We start from the raw sequence: 17520 nt of genomic DNA, 5'->3' as shown, positions 1-17520 counted from the left end.
CGCCCCGGAAGGGGCGCCGCCCGCTGTCAGGGGAAGGCGGCCTCGAGGGCGATCTGGACCATCTCCGAAAAGCCGGTTTCCCGATCCTTCGACGACAGTGCCTCTTCCCTGAGAAGATGGTCGCTCACGGTCAGCACGGCCAGCGCACGTACGCCGTGGCGGGCGGCGACATTGTAGAGCTCCGCCGCCTCCATTTCGACGCCGAGCACGCCGTGACGGGTCATGATCTCGTTGAGGTCCGGGCGCTCGTCGTAGAAGACGTCCGCCGAATAGACGCCACCGACATGGTAGGTCGCGCCGCGCGCTTCTGCCGCAAGGGTCGCGGCGCGCAGGAGGGACCAGTCGGCGCAGGGGGCGAAGCCGATCTCGCGAAAGATGCCGCGCGACGGGGTCGAGAGCGCGCTCGCCGTCATCGCGATGATCACGTCGCGCAGGGAGACCTGCTCCTGCATCGCCCCGCAGGAGCCGATGCGGATCAGGGTCTTCGCGCCGTAGTCGCGGATCAGCTCGTTCGCATAGATCGAAAGCGAGGGCATGCCCATGCCCGAGCCGTGAATGGTGACCCGTTGGCCTTTCCACGTGCCGGTATAGCCCAGCATGCCCCGCACGTCGTTGACCAGTTTGGGATCGTCGAGAAAAGTCTCGGCCGCCCATTTCGCGCGATACGGGTCTCCGGGCATGAGCACGGTTTCCGCGATATCACCCGGGGCGGCCCCGATATGGATGGTCATTCGTTCAGATCTTCAGGTCGTCGAGCGATTGGCCGTCCTCGAGGGCAGAAATCACCCAGTTGGGTTTGCGACCCCGTCCGGTCCAGGTTTGCGAGTGATCGAGCGGGTTCTTGTATTTCGGGAGCCCCTTCGATCCCTTGCCGCCATCGACCACGAGATCGTCGAGGGAGAAGCCGTATTCCTTAGCAGCCGTTTCCGCAGCGCGCTTTGCTTCGGCTTTCCGGCGTTGATCGATCGTCTTCAATGCCCGATCCACGTCGACCTTGAGCTTCTTGAGTTCGTCCTTCGAGTATTCGTCGAGATTGAGTTCCATGACTGCCTCCGAATTTTTTCAGTAATCTTGGTGTGTTCAGAATTCACGTAACGTTCACAAGACATAATTTGTGTCACCAAGAGGTTAATATCAATCCGAAAAAGAAAAGCCACCCGGAGGCGGGTGGCTTTCTGCTATGACGGGTGTTTCTGTCGCTACTCGGCTGCAATCGCTTTCGAGTCCACCAGCGTCACGATATCGCGGATGATAGAGTTCAACTCGAAGTCCTTCGGAGTATAGACGCGGGAGACGCCCATTTTGCGGAGGCGGTCGGCATCGTCCTCGGGAATGATGCCTCCGACGATCACGGGCAGATCGCCAAGACCGGCGTCGCGCAGCCTCCGGAGGGTTTCCTCGACAAGTGGCAAATGGCTGCCCGAGAGAATGGAAAGACCGACGACATGGGCTTTTCCGCTTTCTGCCGCGGCCACGATCTGCGCCGGCGTCAGTCGGATACCCTCGTAATCGATGTCCATTCCGCAATCCCGGGCACGAAAGGCAATCTGTTCCGCCCCGTTCGAATGGCCGTCGAGGCCGGGCTTGCCGACGAGGAACCGGAGCCTGCGGCCCAGTCGGCTCGAGACCGCTTCGACGGCGTCGCGCAGCTCGTCGAGACCCTCGGCCTTGTTCGACACCGCCTTGGACACGCCGGTGGGACCGCGATATTCGCCGTGGGCCGCGCGCATCTCGCCGGCCCATTCGCCCGTCGTGACGCCTGCCTTCGCCGCGGCAATCGAGGCCTCCATCACGTTGCGCCCCTCGCGCGCCGCCGCCCTCAGTTTCGCGAGCGCCGCCGTTACTGCGCTGGCGTCTCGGCTCGAGCGCCATTCGGTCAGCCGTCCGACCTGATCCGCCTCGACCGCCGGATCGACGGTCATGATGCCGCCATCCTCGCCGAGAAGCGGCGAGCGCTCGCTTTCGACATAGCGATTGACGCCGACCACCACCGTCTCGCCGCGCTCGACGCGCACCACTCGGTCCGCATTGGACTCGACGAGCCGGCCCTTCATGTAATCGATGGCTTCGATCGCGCCGCCCATGGCGTCGAGGTTCGACAATTCCGCCCGCGCGCCGGTCTTGAGCTCCTCGACCTTGCGGTCGACCGCGGGATTGCCGTCGAAGAGGTCGTCGTATTCCAGAAGGTCGGTCTCGTAGGCCATGATCTGCTGCATCCGCATCGACCATTGCTGGTCCCAGGGGCGGGGCAGGCCGAGCGCCTCGTTCCACGCGGGCAATTGCACCGCCCGGGCGCGGGCGTTTTTCGACAGGGTGACGGCAAGCATCTCGATCAGGATGCGATAGACGTTGTTCTCCGGCTGCTGCTCGGTCAGGCCCAGGGAATTGACCTGCACGCCATAGCGGAAGCGACGGTATTTCGGATCCTCGATGCCGTAGCGCTCTGCTAGGATCTCGTCCCAGAGATCGACGAAGGCCCGCATCTTGCACATCTCGGTGACGAAGCGGATGCCGGCGTTCACGAAGAACGAGATGCGTCCCGCGAGGATCGGGAAATCCTCTTCCGGCACGCGCGGTTTCAACTCGTCGAGAACCGCCGTTGCGGTGGCGAGGGCGAATGCCAGCTCCTGCTCGGGCGTCGCGCCCGCCTCCTGCAGGTGATAGGAACAGACATTCATCGGGTTCCATTTCGGAACATGCTTGTAGCAATATTCCGCGACGTCTCCGATCATGCGCAGCGACGGTTTCGGCGGGCAGATATAGGTGCCGCGGCTGAGATATTCCTTTATCAGGTCGTTCTGGACCGTTCCGGTGAGCTTCGAGATATCGGCTCCCTGCTCCTCGGCGACCGCGATATAGAGCGCGAGCAGCCAGGGCGCGGTCGCGTTGATCGTCATCGACGTATTCATCTGCTCGAGCGGAATCTGGTCGAAGAGCGTCCGCATATCGCCGAGATGGCAGACGGGAACGCCGACCTTTCCGACCTCGCCCTTGGCCAATTCGTGATCGCTGTCGTAACCGGTTTGCGTCGGCAGGTCGAAGGCGACGGAAAGACCCGTTTGCCCCTTCGCGAGATTGCCGCGATAGAGCGCGTTCGAGGCCGCGGCGGTGGAATGGCCGGCATAGGTGCGGATCAGCCACGGCTTGTCGCGGGTCGGCAGGGCTGGCGTGTCGGTCATGGCGGGCGTCACCTGTTGGATGAACTGAGAGAGTAATTTTGTTTCGTATCAGTCGGGATAGTAGAAATATTGTGCCAATGTCAATTCGCTGCGTTGCGGCACGGGACGTGATTGCCATCGCGGCGCGGCGTGCCCGATGCCGGCGACGACCGGGGCGTCTGGCGCATGCGCGCCGACCTAGCGAGACCTCGGTGCGGAGGCGCGCACACTTGCCAGCGTCCCGCGCGCCTGCGACCTTGCCGCAATGACCGCGACCGTCACTCTTCCCGTCTGGCTATTCGTTCTGATCCTGGCGTTCGCGGCGGTGACCTTCGCGTCGCATTTCCTGTTTCCGTCGGTGCGCTGGTTCCTGCGGCGGCGTCTCGAACGGGCCGTGGCGCGGCTCAACCAGCGGCTCGAACGGCCGATCCAGCCCTTCAAACTCGCCCGGCGCTACGACCTGATCCAGCGGCTCTGCTACGATCCGGAAGTGACCGAGGCGATCGTGGAGCATGCCCGCGAGACCGGCGTGCGCGAGGACGTCGCCTTCGAGGAGGCGCGCCGTTATGCGCGCGAGATCGTGCCGTCGTTCTCGGCCGTCGCCTATTTCGGCATAGCGATCCGGGCCGCGCGCGCCTTTTCCAACGCGCTCTACCGCGTTCGGATGGTGCGACACGACACGAGCGAGCTTTCGGCGATCGACAAGGACGCGACGGTGGTCTTCGTCATGAACCATCGCTCGAACATGGATTACGTGTTGGTCACCTACCTCGCGGCCGACCGCTCCGCGCTTTCCTATGCCGTGGGCGAGTGGGCGCAGGTCTGGCCCCTCTCCCGCCTCATCCGCGCGATGGGGGCCTATTTCATCCGGCGGAAGTCGCGCAACGGGCTCTATCGCCGGGTGCTGCAGCGCTACGTGCAGATGGCGACGACCGGCGGGGTGACACAGGCGATCTTTCCCGAGGGTGGTCTCAGCCTCGACGGCGCGCTCTCGACGCCGAAGGTCGGTCTTCTGAAATACATCACCGATGGCGCGGATCTCGACGAGCGGGACGTCGTCTTCGTGCCGGTCGCGCTCAATTACGACCGTGTGCTCGAGGACCGCATCCTGGTGAAGGCGGCGGCCGAGGGGGGGCGGCGGTTCGATGCGCGCATCGGGGTCGTCGCGCGCTTCGCGTTGCGCCAGCTCTGGCTTCGGCTGACGGGCCGGTTCCACCGCTTCGGCTATGCCGCGGTGAGTTTCGGAACGCCTCTGTCGTTGCGGGACAGGCCCGAACTTGCGGATGCGCCGCAGCGCCTCGGGACCGAACTTCTGAGCCGGATCGGCGCCGTGACCCCCGTCCTGCCGGTGCCGATGGTCGCGCATCTGCTGCTGTCGGAGGGGCCGCTCGACCGCGCGGGGCTCGAATGCGCCTTTGGCAAGGCCGTCGAGGGCCTGAAGGGAGGGACGGTGCACCTGCCACGGGGCCAGCGCGATTACGCGGTGGAGTTCGGGCTGCGGACGCTCATCGAGCGCGAGATCGCGGAGGAGGCCGAAGGGGGCTACCGCGTCACCGAGAGCGGCCGGGCGCTCGCGGAATATTACGCCGCTTCCATTGCGCATCTGGTCCCTGACCCGGGCGCGAAGATGAAACTTTCTGCACCTGCGGGGTCATAAAGTTTCAAACAGCCGCGTCATTCGTGTTGAATTGTTGCGTGGCGAAAGTTATCCGTCACCAAACGGGTGGCGATTCTGCGGCGCGGCAAAGGCGTCCCGGGCCCCCTCAGGACATCACGAAGGAGGCTCCGATGGCTCTCGACACGCAGACAGACATCGCCCAGTACGACGCGCCCGAGAAGGATCTCTACGAGGTCGGCGAAATGCCCCCGATGGGCTACGTGCCGAAGAAGATGTACTGCTGGTGCATCCGGCGGGAGCGTCACGGGGATCCGGACACGTCGTTCCAGGAGGAAGTCGTCGACGTCCCGACGCTCGACAGCCATCAGGTCCTCGTGCTCGTGATGGCGGCCGGCGTGAACTACAACGGCGTCTGGGCGGGCAAGGGCGTGCCGATCTCCCCCTTCGACGTGCACGGGGCCGAGTTCCACATCGCGGGCTCCGACGCGTCGGGCATCGTCTGGGCCGTGGGGGACAAGGTGCGGCGCTGGAAGGTCGGCGACGAGGTGGTGATCCACTGCAACCAGGACGACGGCGACGACGAGGAGTGCAACGGCGGCGACCCGATGCTCTCGCCGACCCAGCGGATCTGGGGCTACGAGACGCCGGACGGCTCCTTCGCGCAGTTCACCAACGTGCAGGCCCAGCAGCTCATGCCGCGCCCGAAGCACCTGACCTGGGAGGAGGCCGCCTGCTACACGCTGACGCTCGCCACAGCCTACCGGATGCTGTTCGGTCACCATCCGCACGAGCTGAAGCCCGGCCAGAACGTGCTGGTCTGGGGCGCGTCGGGCGGGCTCGGCTCCTACGCGATCCAGTTGGCGAACACGGCGGGCGCTAATGCGATCGGGGTCATCTCGGACGAAAGCAAGCGCGACTTCGTCATGTCGATGGGCGCCAAGGGCGTCATCAACCGCAAGGACTTCAACTGCTGGGGGCAGCTGCCCACGGTCAACACGCCCGAATACAACGAGTGGCTCAAGGAGGCGCGAAAGTTCGGCAAGGCGATCTGGGACATCACCGGCAAGGGCGTGAATGTCGACATGGTCTTCGAGCATCCGGGCGAGGCGACCTTCCCGGTCTCGACGCTGGTGGTGAAGAAGGGCGGCATGGTCGTCATCTGCGCCGGCACCAGCGGGTTCAACACGACGTTCGACGTGCGCTACATGTGGATGCACCAGAAGCGCCTGCAGGGGTCGCACTTCGCCCATCTCAAGCAGGCGGCGGCGGCGAACAAGCTGATGCTCGAGCGCCGGCTCGATCCCTGCATGTCCGAGGTCTTTCCCTGGGCAGAGATCCCCGCGGCGCACATGAAGATGATGCGCAACGAGCACAAGCCGGGGAACATGTCGGTGCTGGTGCAATCCCCGAAGACCGGCCTGCGGACGCTGGAGGACGCGCTCGAAGCTCGGAAGTGACGGACACGCGTGAGCGGAAGGTTAAGGGGGGCGCGCTCGGCGCCCCCTTTTTTTGGTCCGGACGAGGCGATTCGCCCCAGGGAATGGATCCGGGTCGCGGGGGGCTGGCTCGGTCCGGGACGGACGCCCAATCGGAGGAAGGCCTTCGCGCGCCGCGCCTTCCCCTGATCTGGGGAAGGACAATCCGCGAATAGGCAGCGGCCCCACGAATTGGTAATTTCGATTAACACAACGTTAACCTTTTGGGGGCGAGAACGATGAAACACGACTGGATCATCGACGTTCTGTCCGATCTCGGAGATTATGCGCGCCAGAACGGGCTGTCGGCTCTTGCGGTGCAGCTGGACGACACAAGGCTCGTCGCGCATATCGAGATCGCGTCGCGCGAAGAGGAGGCCCACGATGGGCTACGTCTCCACGATTGGCTCGATCGACCGGGTTCTCGCCGGGTTGGACTCCGCTGAGGGCATCGACGATCTGCAGGCCCTGTCCGAACGTATTCGCGACGAATACGGCATCACCAACGTGGTGTATCACTGGGTCAACAGCAACGGCGACCAATACGGGTGCGGCACCTATTCCGAGGCCTGGGTGCTACGCTATCTCGAGCGCAAGTACGTGCGGATAGATCCCGTGATCCTCGGCTGTTACCAGCGCTTCCACCCGGTCGAGTGGAAGCGCCTCGACTGGTCGAGCCGGGCCGCCCGGGGCTTTCTCGCCGATGCGATCGAGCACGGGGTGGGCAATCAGGGATACTCGATCCCGATCCGCGGGCCGAACGGGCAATTCGCGCTCTTCACCTGCAACGATTCCTGCGACGACGCCACCTGGGCCGATTTCATAGAGCGCAACCGGCGCGACATGATCCTCCTTGCGCACGACTTCAATCGCAAGGCCCTGGACCTCGAGCCCGATCGCACGCCCGACCGTGCCGTGACGCTCTCGCCGCGCGAGGTGGATGCCCTGACGCTGCTCGCGGTGGGATACAGCCGGGCGCAGGTGGCGAGCACGCTCTCGATCTCGGAGCACACGCTGCGGGTCTATATCGAGAGCGCGCGGCACAAGCTCGGGGCCGTCAACACCACCCATGCGGTGGCCCGCGCGTTGCAGCGCGGCGCGATCGTGGTGTGATGCCGCACGTGCGACTTGGAGGCCGTTAACCGCGTTTAAGCGAGTGTCCCTGCATCACGTCTGCGGAGGGACATTCCATGATCCGATACATCTACGGCACCGACCTCGTTCGCCACCCCCGCCTGCGCGACGGCATGTTCCGAGACCGCGCCGACCAGTTCGTCACGCGGCTCGGGTGGGATCTGCCCCTGCGGCCCGACGGGGCGGAGGTCGATCAATACGACGCGCTCGATCCGCTCTACGTCATCTGGGAAAAGGCGGACGGCTCGCATGGCGGCTCCATGCGGCTTCTGCCGACGACCGGGCGGACAATGGTGAACGAGCATTTCACCGACCTGATCGGCGGCGGCACTATCGTCAGCCCGCTCATCTGGGAATGCACGCGGTTCTGCCTCGCGCGGGAGACCGATCCACGCACCGCCGCCGCGCTGATGCTGGCGGGGGGCGAGGTCATGCACGGCTTCGGCGTCGAGCATTACGTCGGCGTCTTCGATGCGCGCATGGTGCGGATCTACCGCCGGATCGGCGCCTCGCCCGAGGTGCTCGGCACGACCGGGGAGGGGCGCGGAGCGATCTCCATCGGCCTGTGGGAATTCACGCCCGAAGCGCAGGCGCGCGTGGCCCAGAGCGCGGGCATCGCGCCGGACCAGTCGCGCCGCTGGTTCGACGATGCCTTCGGCCGGACCCCGCTCCGCGCCGCGGCGGCGAGCGCTGCCTAGGTGCTGACGAAGCGGACGGATCCGGGCTCCACGATGGCCGCCGTCAAAACGCCTGTGGCATAGGCGCCGGTGTCGACCGAGATGCGTCCGCCCGCCGCGGCCGGTCTCGGCACGATCGTGTGGCCGTGCACGACCCACGTTCCGTCGCGGCGGCGCATGGTCGCAAAGCTGGGATGCCCCCAGAGGAGGACGTCGTCCCGCTGGTCCGACAAAGGTCGGGCAGGGTCCGCGCCGGCATGGACGGCCGCGACATTGCCGCTCTGCCAGCGGAGCGGACGGGCACGCAGCCAGGTTTCGAGGTCGCCGCCCATCGCCCCCCGGAACCGGTCCCGCAGAGCCTCCCAGTCGGAGGCCTCGGGTCCGGCGGGCATTCCGGTCACGCCGAAGCTCTCAAGCGTCTGAACGCCGCCGTTGCGCAGCCATCTCGGTCCGGCCAGAACCGGATAATCGAGAAACTCGATCAGCATCGCCTCGTGGTTGCCGCACAGGCAGGTCACGCGGGCCTCGGCATCAAGCGCCTGCAGGCGGCGCAGCACCCCGGCGCTCGCCGCCCCGCGGTCCACGTAATCGCCGAGCAGGACCAGGGGCGCGCCTGCCGGAAGCTCCCCCTCGAGCCGTCCGAGGAGCCTCTCCAGCAGGTCGTCGCGCCCGTGCACGTCGCCGATGGCCGCGAACGGGGCGTCGGGGTCGAGGGGAGCATCGATATGCCGGCCGAGGAAGCTGCGGAGGCGGGGCAGGAAACGCATGACGACCTCCGTAATATGACCCGGCGGCGGAGCCAAGCACGGGCTCTGGTCCCGGCGGATCGGCACGGATAGGGTCGCGCCATGACGACGCCGCAGCTTACCTTCTCCGACGACCAGGCAGAGGCCTACGACCGCGTGAGCGAGATGCTGCGCGAGGCGGGCATCGACCTCACCGACGGCACAACCCGGCCTCCGGGGGGCGGCGCGTCGAAGCGACTGGCGCTTCTCGGCAAGGCAGGCTCCGGCAAGACGCTGCTGCTCGCCGAGCTCTGCAAAGCGCTGCAATCGGCCGGCGTCGATCTCGTTTCGGGCGATTACGAGGCGCGCAAGCGGCGCGAGCGGCGGACGCTGGCGGTGCTCGCGCCGACCAACAAGGCGGCGAGCGTGCTGCGGACCCGCGGCGTGCCCGCGACGACGATCCACCGCATCCTCTACACGCCGGTCTACGATCCCGAATACGAGAAGATCGCCGAATGGCTGATGGGCAATGTCGAAAAGCCCGAGATCGAGGACCTGACGCCCGAGATGCTCGACCGCGCCTTCGCCTCGTATCAGGGCCACAAGTCGGTCCCGGCGGCGCTGGCGGCCGCGGGACTGCGGGGATCGGACTTCATCACCGGCTGGAAGCGGCGGGAAGAGCCGCTGGACGTGGGCTTCGTCGACGAGGCCTCGATGCTCGACGAGCGCCAGTTCGAGGACCTCCAGGAGATCTTCCCGAACCTCGTCCTTTTCGGCGACCCGGCGCAGCTCGCGCCGGTCAACCAGTCGGGCAAGATGGTCTTCGACGACGTGCCCGAAGACGAGACGCTCGAGCTCAGCCGCATCCACCGTCAGGCCGCGGACAACCCGATCCTCGATCTCGCCCATGCGCTCGCGGATCCTGAGCTCGGCTTCGAGGATTTCGAGCGGATGGTGGAGGAGAAGGCGAGGGCGGACGACCGCGTCGTCTGGGCGCAGAGGGTCGAGGTCGACCTCATGGCGCGCTCGCCGGTCCTCGTATGGCGCAACGCTACGCGCATCCGCCTGATCAACGCCTTCCGCGCGGTGCACGATGCGCCCGAGACCGAGCTTCTGATCGGCGAGCCGCTCATCTGCGACGGGATCGAACTGCCGCTCAAGCACCGCAAGAAGCGGCTCGATCTCGAGGCGCGGGGCCTGATCAAGGGCGCGCAGGTGATCTATCTCGGGCCTGGCAAGCGTTCGGGGTTCTCGCGGCTTCACGTCGTGGGAGCGGAGGATCCGCGGATGTCGGCCGCGTCCATCGTGAAGATCGAGAAGCCGGACGAGGAGGAGCCGTTCATTCCCTTCGCCGCGCGCATGGGGGCGACCTTCCTGCACGGCGCGGCGGTGACGATCCACAAGGCGCAGGGCTCGCAATGGCAGGACGTGCAAGTCTTCGCGCCGGACCTCTACGCGGCCGCCCGGATGGGCCGGGTCGAGGCAGGGCAGCCGCTCTGGAAGCGCCTCGCCTATGTCGCGATCACGCGCGCCTCGTCGCGTCTGCACTGGGTGGTGCGCAACCGGCTTTCGAAGCCAACGACGCCGCTGACGATCGAGGATCTGCCGCGCAAGGCCGCGCCGCTCGCTCTCGAGGTCGAGACGGACGCCGCGGAGGGGTAGGGGCCTGCGGCGTCAGGTCCCCTGTGGCCCGTCGAAGGCCCCGGCGACCCGGCCGAGCAGCATGAAGGCGCGCGAGGACCGGGTGTCCGCGAAGTCGGCGATCTCCGCGTCGGTCGCGACCGGATCGAACCGCGCGATCGCCTTGTCGTAGAGGCGCAGGAAGTGATGCGCGGCGTCCCGGAAGATCGGATCCTCGCGCATCCGCTTCGCCGTCCGCTCGAGCGCGGAGCGGTCTCGTATGCCGCCGAGCGCCGCGACCTCGCGGCCGCGCACCCCTTGGGCAAAGCGGCGCCAGATCTCCGGGCGGGCCCGGTCGGGGGAGAGATCGTCCATGTAGACGCCCTCTTCGGAGAGAAGCGTCAGAACGTCCTGCGCGGACTGCACGAGCTGTGCCGCCGGCCGGTCCCGGAAGGCGCGGCGCAGGGCGTTGAAGCCTTCCTTGTCCTCCGCGGTCCTGGGAAAGTTCAGCGCGCGGATCAGGTCGGAATTCGAGAGCTGCGGCACGGTCTCTTCGGCGGCCGGTCCGAACGCGAGCGAGCCTTGGGCGTTGCCGTCCTTCGCCTCGGCGGAGGGTCCGGGCTGCGGCGGCTGCTCGTCGGTGCCGGAGGCGCGCTGCCGCTGCCGTTTCAGGAGCTCGTCGACGTTCCGGGCAATGGTCGTGATCTGCGGATCGTTCCGGCCGCCTTGCGATTGCGCCACATAGGCGTGGCGCAGCGCATCGACCGTGGCCTGCAGGCGCGCGCTCTCCTCGCGCATGATCCGCGTCGCCCGCATCGCCGTCGCCGCGACCCAGATCATTGCCACCGGCAGGAAGACCGTCATCAGCACGAGCACGAAGCGCAGGCCGTCCTGCCCCGTCGCGCCGGAGAAGAGGAAATATCCGCCCGACAGCGCGATCCAGAGCGCCCCCAGAGCCACCGCGAGGGTCTCTCCTCCGGAGGGGCCCCCGCGAGTGCTGTGGTCGCTCAGGCCGAGGGGCGCACGGCGGGCGTTGGTGTCATCGGCCATGGGCGGCCTCTCCAGAAGTCAGACGTAGGTGATCTTGAGAATCTCGTACGCCTTGTCGCCGCCCGGGGTGCGGACTTCAACGCTGTCGCCCTCTTCCTTGCCGATCAGCGCCCGCGCGATCGGCGATTTCACGTTCAGAAGGCCCTTCTCGATATTGGCCTCGTGTTCGCCGACGATCTGCCAGGTCTTCTCTTCGTCGGTGTCCTCGTCGACGACCGTGACGGTCGCGCCGAACTTGATCGCGCCCGACAACGTCTTGGGGTCGATCACCTCCGCCAGCGACAGGATGCCCTCGAGCTCCTTGATGCGGCCCTCGATGAAGCTCTGCTTCTCGCGCGCGGAATGGTACTCCGCGTTCTCCGAGAGATCGCCGTGCTCGCGCGCCTCGGAAATGGCGCGGATGATGGCCGGGCGTTCCTCGGACTTGAGGGTCTTCAATTCGGTCTCGAGCGCGGTGTGGCCCGCGCGGGTCATCGGTATCTTGTCCATGGGTGGTCCAGCGTCGTGGGGCAGATGAGCCGCAAGGTTGCGGCTCCGGTGCGTCAGTTGGCTACTGAAACCGATCGGAGGCGCCGGTTCAAGGGGGGCAGGCGGCCGCCGATGCGCATTTGCGAACCCACCGGTCCGGGGCGGAACAGGGCCGGGGGGCCGCGACTTCCACCGGCAAGCCCTCATGAGGAGACCCGCCATGGCCGACGACACCGCCTTTCCGCCGCAGCACCAGGACCGGATGCCCGCCGACGAGCACGACATGCGCCCCGAGCCCGATTGCGTGCCGCGCCATACCGGCGTCGGCAAGCTCAAGGACCGCGTCGCATTCATCTCGGGCGGCGACAGCGGCATCGGGCGCGCGACCGCCCATCTCTTCGCCCGCGAGGGGGCGAGGGTGGCCATCGCCTATCTCGACGAGCACGAGGACGCCGAGGAGACGAAGCGCCTCGTCGAGGAGGAAGAGGGATCTGAGGCACTCCTCATCCCCGGCGATCTCGGCGAGAAGGACCATGCCGAGAGCGCCATTCGCCAGACGCTCGACCGCTTCGGCAAGCTCGACGTGCTGGTCGTGAACGCCGCGCAGCAATGGCTCGACGACGGGCTCGAGGACATCTCGGAAGAGCGGCTCCGCCGGACCATCGACAGCAACGTCATGCACCCGATGTTCCTGACGCAGGCGGCGCTGCCGCACCTGAAGGAGGGCGCGGCGATCGTCTACACGACCTCGGTCAACGCCTTCAAAGGCAACGACAAGCTGGTGACCTATTCGGTGACCCGGGGCGCGACTCTGGCGCTGTCCCGCTCCATGGCGAATGCGCTGCTCGATCGCGGCATCCGGGTGAACGCTGTGGCGCCGGGGCCGGTCTGGACGCCGTTCATCCCCGGATCGATGCCGGACGAGATGGTCGCCGATTTCGGAACGCAGGCCCCGATGGGGCGCGCCGGCCAGCCGTGGGAGATCGCGACGAGCTATCTCTTTCTCGCCTGCGATGATGCGAGCTACATGACCGGCCAGACGCTGCACCCGAACGGTGGCTACGTGGTGAACACCTGAGCCGTGCGCAGGGCGTTCCGGGTCCTCGGGACGCCGTGTCACGATTGACCCTGCGGCGCGGCGCGCTTTAGTTCACCGGAACACCGACGGAGAAGGGCGCCGCCGCCCGAAGGGAGAGACATGAGCGACATCCAGCGCGAGACGATGGAATACGACGTGGTGATCGTGGGCGCGGGGCCGGCTGGCCTGTCCGCCGCGATCCGGCTCAAGCAACTCGACGCGGAGCTCGAGGTCGTCGTGCTCGAAAAGGGCTCCGAAGTGGGTGCGCATATCCTCTCGGGCGCCGTGCTCGACCCTTGCGGCATCGATGCGCTCATTCCCGACTGGAAGGAAAAGGGCGCGCCGATCACCGTGAAGGTGAAGGAGGACAACTTTTACCTCCTCGGCGAGGAGGGAAAGGCCCGCGTTCCGAACTGGCCGATGCCGCCGCTGATGAACAACCACGGCAATTACATCGTCTCGATGGGCAATGTCTGCCGCTGGATGGCCGAACAGGCCGAAGCGCTCGGCGTGGAGATTTTCCCGGGCATGTCCTGCTCCGAGATCGTCTATGGCGAGAACGGCGAGGTGAAGGGTGTCGTCGCGGGGGAGTTCGGCCTCAACCCCGATGGCACGCCGGGTGACGGCTACGAGCCCGGCATGGAACTTCACGGCAAGTACGTCTTCCTCGGCGAAGGCGTGCGCGGATCGCTGTCCAAGCAGGTCATCGCCAAGTACGAGCTCGACAAGGGCGTCGAGCCGCAGAAATACGGCCTCGGCATGAAGGAGATCTGGGAGATCGACCCCGCCAAGCATCGCGAGGGCACGGTCACCCACACGATGGGCTGGCCGCTCGGCAAGAACGCGGGCGGCGGGTCGTTCATCTACCATCTCGACAACAACCAGGTCTATGTGGGCTTCGTGGTGCATCTCAACTACGAGAACCCGCACCTCTACCCCTACATGGAATTCCAGCGCTTCAAGCATCACCCGCTGGTCAAGGACCTGCTCGAGGGCGGAAAGCGCGTCGCCTATGGCGCGCGGGCGATCTCGGAAGGCGGCTGGCAATCGATGCCCAAGATGGTCGCGCCGGGCGTGGCGCTGCTGGGCTGTTCGGTGGGCATGGTCAACGTCCCCCGCATCAAGGGCAACCACAACGCGATGCTCTCGGGCAAGGCCGCGGCCGAGGCCGCCTTCGACGCGATCAAGGCCGGGCGCGTCTCGGACGAGCTGACCGCCTACGAGACCGAGGTGCGTAACGGTGCCATCGGCAAGGATCTTAAATCCGTGCGCAACGTGAAGCCCCTCTGGTCGAAATACGGCCTATCGGCGTCGCTGTCGCTCGGCGGGCTCGACATGTGGACCAATTCGCTTTTCGGCGTCTCGGTGCTGGGTACGCTCGGGCATGGCAAGAGCGATGCCGCGGCGACGGGCAAGGCGTCCAAGTTCCCCAAGATTGATTACCCCAAGCCCGACGGCAAGATCAGCTTTGACCGGCTGACGAACGTGTCCTTCGCGATGACGAACCACGAGGAGAGCCAGCCCTCGCATCTCAAGCTGAAGGAGCCCGAGAAGCAGGTCGAGGTCGACTGGAAGGAATTCGCGGGGCCCTCCCAGCGGTACTGCCCGGCCGGTGTCTACGAATTCGTCGATACCGACACCGAGCCGCGCTTCGTGATCAACTTCCAGAACTGCGTTCACTGCAAGACCTGCGACATCAAGGATCCGGCGCAGAACATCGTCTGGACTACGCCCCAGGGCGGAGACGGGCCGAACTATCCCAACATGTGACGGCACTTCGTCACGCGACGCTCGAGGCGCCGGTCCCCTGCTGGGCCGGCGTCTGCATTTTTGGCATGACGAAACCGTGACACCGCTCGCCGGACCGCATCGAAAGCGCCGCGTTGCGTGCGCCCGCAGCGCCAGATAGTCTCCGGCAGGTATCGAGCGGCAACGAGGAGAGACCGACATGGCCGGACGGGCACGCCACTGGACCCTTGGCGCGGTGCTGGCCGCGAGCCTTGCCGCTCCATCCCTCGGTACCGCGCAAGGCTTTGCCGGCGACTACCTCGCTGCCCGCGCCGCCAGCATCGAAGGCGATTTCGAGGCCGCCGCGCGCTACTATTCCCGCACCATCGCCCGCGACGAGGACCGCCCCGGCCTTCTGGAAAACGCCGTCTTCGCGCATATGGCGCTCGGCGAGTTCGACCGGGCCGGCACGCTCGGCCAGCGCCTCCTCGATCTCGGAGAAAGCAGCCGCATCGCGCAGATGGGGCTGATCTCGCAGAGGCTCGGTAATGGCGACTATGCCGGAGCCATCGCGCTTATCGATAGCGGCAAGGGCATCGGGGCGCTCGTGGACGGCCTCGTGAAGGCGTGGGCGCTACTCGGCGAGGGCGACATGTCCGCCGCGCTCGTCGCCTTCGACGAGGTCAAGTCGATCGAGGGGCTCGGTCCCTTCGCCTCCTATCACAAGGCGCTCGCGCTCGCCTCCGTCGGCGATTACGAGGGCGCCGAGGCGATCTTCGCTTCCGGCACCATGGAAGCCGTCCAGGGCACGCGCCGCGCCATCATGGCCCGAGCGGAGATCCTGAGCCAGCTCGGTCGGTCGGCGCAGGCCGCCGATCTCATCGACGAGGCCTTCACCGCCGACATCGATCCCGCCTTGCGCGGACTCCGCGCCAAGCTCACCTCCGGCGAGAAGGTTCCCTTCACCCATGCCCGCAGCGCGCGCGACGGGCTGGCCGAGGTCTTCTACACGCTCGCCGGGGCGTTCGCCTCCGAGATGTCGAGCGACTTCCTCCTGATCTATGCCCGCGTGGCGACGCATCTGCGACCCGAACATGTCGACGCGATCCTGCTGACCGCCGAGCTCTACGACGAGGTGGGCCAGCACGATCTCGCGGTCGAGGCCTATCGCAGCGTGCCCCGTGACGATCCGTCCTTCCACGCCGCCGAGCTCGGCCGCGCCGCCTCCTTGCGCCAGTCGGGCCGGGTCGATGCCGCTGTCGAGGTGCTCGAATCGCTCTCCGAGAGCCACGGGGATCTTCCGGTCGTGATGTCCTCGCTCGGCGATCTCTACCGCCAGCTCGAGCGCTATGACGAGGCGATCGAGGCCTACAGTGCCGCGCTCGACGATTTCGCCGAACCCGATCCCGCGCAATGGTTCCTCTACTACGCCCGCGGCATCAGCCACGAGCGCATGGGCGACTGGGGCTCCTCGGAGGCCGATTTCCGCAAGGCGCTCGAGCTCAATCCCGAGCAGCCGCAGGTCCTGAACTATCTCGGCTACAGCCTGGTCGAGCAGCAGGAGAAGCTCGACGAGGCCCTGGGCATGATCGAGAAGGCGGTCGATCTCTCGCCCGAGTCCGGCTACATCGTCGACAGCCTCGGCTGGGCGCTCTACCGTCTCGGTCGCTACGAGGAGGCCGTCGGCCACATGGAGCGCGCGGCGGAACTGATGCCGATCGATCCTGTGGTGAACGACCATCTCGGCGACGTCTACTGGGCCGTCGGGCGCGAGCGCGAGGCGGAGTTCATGTGGATGCGCGCGCTGTCCTTCGTGGATTACGAGGAGGTGAGCCAGGACGCCGATCCTGACCGCATCCGCCGCAAGCTCGAGGTCGGTCTCGATCGCGTCCTCGCGGAGGAAGGCTCCGATCCGCTCGACGTTGCCGCCGATGCGGGAGAATGATGCGCGGGTGAGCGAACACGCCCCCGCCAAGGTCAACCTCACGCTGCACGTCACCGGTCGCCGGTCCGACGGCTACCACCTGCTGGATTCGCTGGTGGCTTTCGCGGATGTCGGTGACACGGTGACGGCGGAACCCGCGGATGCGCTGACGCTGGAGGTGACCGGTCCGATGGGAGCGGATGTCCCGACCGGGCCGGAGAACCTCGTCCTTGCGGCAGCCCGCCTTTTCGATGCGCCCCGCGGGGCGCGGCTCATCCTCGACAAGCACCTGCCCGCGGCGGCGGGGATCGGCGGCGGCTCCTCCGATGCGGCCGCAGCCCTGCGTCTTCTCTCGCGCCTCTGGGACCTCCCGGTGCCGGAGGGATCCGTCGCGCTCGGGGCGGACGTGCCGATGTGCCTCGATCCGCGCGTGCAGCGCGTCAGAGGCGTCGGAGACGAGCGCCGGCCCGTGGACATCCTGCCGCCCCTGCCGACCGTTCTGGTCAATCCCGGCGTTCCGGTTGCGACGCCCGAGGTGTTCAAGCGCCTGACTGTCCGCGAGAACCCGCCCATGCCGACCGATCTGCCGCTGCTGTCCTGCCCCGCGGACGCCGCCGACTGGATCGCGACGCAGCGAAACGACCTCGCCGGCCCGGCGCGGGCGATCGCGCCCGAGATCGGTGCGGTTCTCGCGGCCCTCTCCGGCGCGCGCCTCGCCCGCATGTCGGGCTCCGGCGCGACCTGCTTCGGTCTCTACGATACACGGGCCGAAGCGGATCAGGCTGCGGAGGAAATCGCCCGCGCAGAGCCCGGGTGGTGGGTGCGGGCGACCACCCTTGCGGCGCACGCCCCTTCTTCTTGAGGT

Annotated in this window: 16 protein-coding genes; 10 read left to right on the top strand and 6 right to left on the bottom strand. The window is 66.7% G+C overall.

All coding sequences use genetic code 11. The features are described 5' to 3' along the window. Positions 1-26: 26 nt before the first annotated feature. From deoD to OCH239_RS07300, 3 genes are all read right to left on the bottom strand, one after another. Positions 27-731: a purine-nucleoside phosphorylase gene (gene deoD, locus OCH239_RS07310; RefSeq protein WP_037260505.1), complete on the bottom strand. Its 705-nt coding sequence runs from the start codon at positions 729-731 to the stop codon at positions 27-29. A gap of 4 nt (positions 732-735) precedes the next feature. Beyond that, a complete protein-coding gene (locus OCH239_RS07305; RefSeq protein ID WP_037260503.1) occupies positions 736-1044 on the bottom strand; it encodes an H-NS histone family protein in 309 nt (102 codons plus the stop codon). A gap of 155 nt (positions 1045-1199) precedes the next feature. Next, positions 1200-3179 (bottom strand): protein meaA, encoded by a 1980-nt coding sequence (locus tag OCH239_RS07300; RefSeq protein ID WP_037260500.1) that lies wholly within the window; start codon positions 3177-3179, stop codon positions 1200-1202. A 244-nt stretch (positions 3180-3423) separates the two neighbouring features. Between OCH239_RS07300 and OCH239_RS07295 the strand changes: the two genes are divergently transcribed. From OCH239_RS07295 to OCH239_RS07280, 5 genes are all read left to right on the top strand, one after another. Beyond that, positions 3424-4815, top strand: a complete 1392-nt coding sequence (locus OCH239_RS07295) for a 1-acyl-sn-glycerol-3-phosphate acyltransferase (protein ID WP_051489351.1) — start codon at positions 3424-3426, stop codon at positions 4813-4815. A gap of 131 nt (positions 4816-4946) precedes the next feature. Then, a complete protein-coding gene (gene ccrA / locus OCH239_RS07290) occupies positions 4947-6233 on the top strand; it encodes a crotonyl-CoA carboxylase/reductase (RefSeq protein WP_037260497.1) in 1287 nt (428 codons plus the stop codon). Positions 6234-6490: 257 nt separating this feature from the next. After that, complete coding sequence (locus OCH239_RS23095) at positions 6491-6697, top strand: hypothetical protein (protein ID WP_084782259.1); 207 nt, start codon at positions 6491-6493, stop codon at positions 6695-6697. Beyond that, on the top strand, positions 6636-7364 hold the full coding sequence (locus OCH239_RS07285) for a helix-turn-helix transcriptional regulator (RefSeq protein WP_037260494.1): 729 nt from the start codon (positions 6636-6638) through the stop codon (positions 7362-7364). The genes OCH239_RS23095 and OCH239_RS07285 overlap by 62 nt, the downstream gene beginning before the upstream one ends. A gap of 77 nt (positions 7365-7441) precedes the next feature. Beyond that, positions 7442-8083 carry an acyl-homoserine-lactone synthase gene (locus OCH239_RS07280; RefSeq protein ID WP_037260492.1) on the top strand — a complete coding sequence of 214 codons (642 nt, stop codon included), beginning with the start codon at positions 7442-7444 and terminating at the stop codon, positions 8081-8083. Here OCH239_RS07280 and OCH239_RS07275 read toward each other — a convergent pair. Next, positions 8080-8829, bottom strand: a complete 750-nt coding sequence (locus OCH239_RS07275) for a metallophosphoesterase (protein ID WP_051489350.1) — start codon at positions 8827-8829, stop codon at positions 8080-8082. The two genes, OCH239_RS07280 and OCH239_RS07275, sit on opposite strands and share 4 nt — an antisense overlap. 81 nt (positions 8830-8910) lie before the next feature. Here OCH239_RS07275 and OCH239_RS07270 point away from each other — a divergent pair, with 81 nt between their 5' ends. Then, on the top strand, positions 8911-10449 hold the full coding sequence (locus OCH239_RS07270) for an ATP-dependent DNA helicase (RefSeq protein ID WP_037260489.1): 1539 nt from the start codon (positions 8911-8913) through the stop codon (positions 10447-10449). 12 nt (positions 10450-10461) lie between these two features. Here the strand turns inward: OCH239_RS07270 and OCH239_RS07265 are convergent, their stop codons facing one another. Together OCH239_RS07265 and greA are read right to left on the bottom strand one after the other, a co-directional pair. Beyond that, entirely contained in the window at positions 10462-11457 is a 996-nt protein-coding gene (locus OCH239_RS07265; protein WP_037260487.1) for a hypothetical protein, read from the bottom strand. Positions 11458-11475: 18 nt separating this feature from the next. After that, entirely contained in the window at positions 11476-11946 is a 471-nt protein-coding gene (greA, locus tag OCH239_RS07260; RefSeq protein ID WP_037260485.1) for a transcription elongation factor GreA, read from the bottom strand. 199 nt (positions 11947-12145) lie between these two features. On the opposite strand from greA, the gene OCH239_RS07255 reads away from it, so the two are divergent. From OCH239_RS07255 to OCH239_RS07240, 4 genes are all read left to right on the top strand, one after another. Then, positions 12146-13003 (top strand): SDR family oxidoreductase, encoded by an 858-nt coding sequence (locus OCH239_RS07255; RefSeq protein ID WP_037260483.1) that lies wholly within the window; start codon positions 12146-12148, stop codon positions 13001-13003. Positions 13004-13123: 120 nt separating this feature from the next. Continuing rightward, the gene (locus OCH239_RS07250) at positions 13124-14773 is read left to right on the top strand and encodes an electron transfer flavoprotein-ubiquinone oxidoreductase (RefSeq protein ID WP_037260481.1); all 1650 of its coding nucleotides are present in this window, start codon (positions 13124-13126) and stop codon (positions 14771-14773) included. A 178-nt stretch (positions 14774-14951) separates the two neighbouring features. Continuing rightward, on the top strand, positions 14952-16676 hold the full coding sequence (locus OCH239_RS07245) for a tetratricopeptide repeat protein (protein WP_037260479.1): 1725 nt from the start codon (positions 14952-14954) through the stop codon (positions 16674-16676). Beyond that, positions 16663-17517, top strand: coding sequence for a 4-(cytidine 5'-diphospho)-2-C-methyl-D-erythritol kinase (locus tag OCH239_RS07240; protein ID WP_037260477.1), 855 nt, complete (start codon positions 16663-16665; stop codon positions 17515-17517). Before OCH239_RS07245 ends, OCH239_RS07240 begins: the two co-directional genes overlap by 14 nt. The last annotated feature ends 3 nt before the right edge of the window (positions 17518-17520 follow it).

Origin of the sequence: Roseivivax halodurans JCM 10272, from assembly GCF_000521785.1 — a bacterium.
Classification (GTDB): domain Bacteria; phylum Pseudomonadota; class Alphaproteobacteria; order Rhodobacterales; family Rhodobacteraceae; genus Roseivivax; species Roseivivax halodurans.
The sequence above is the reverse complement of the archived record's forward strand: the minus strand, read 5'-3'. Positions and strand labels throughout refer to the sequence as shown.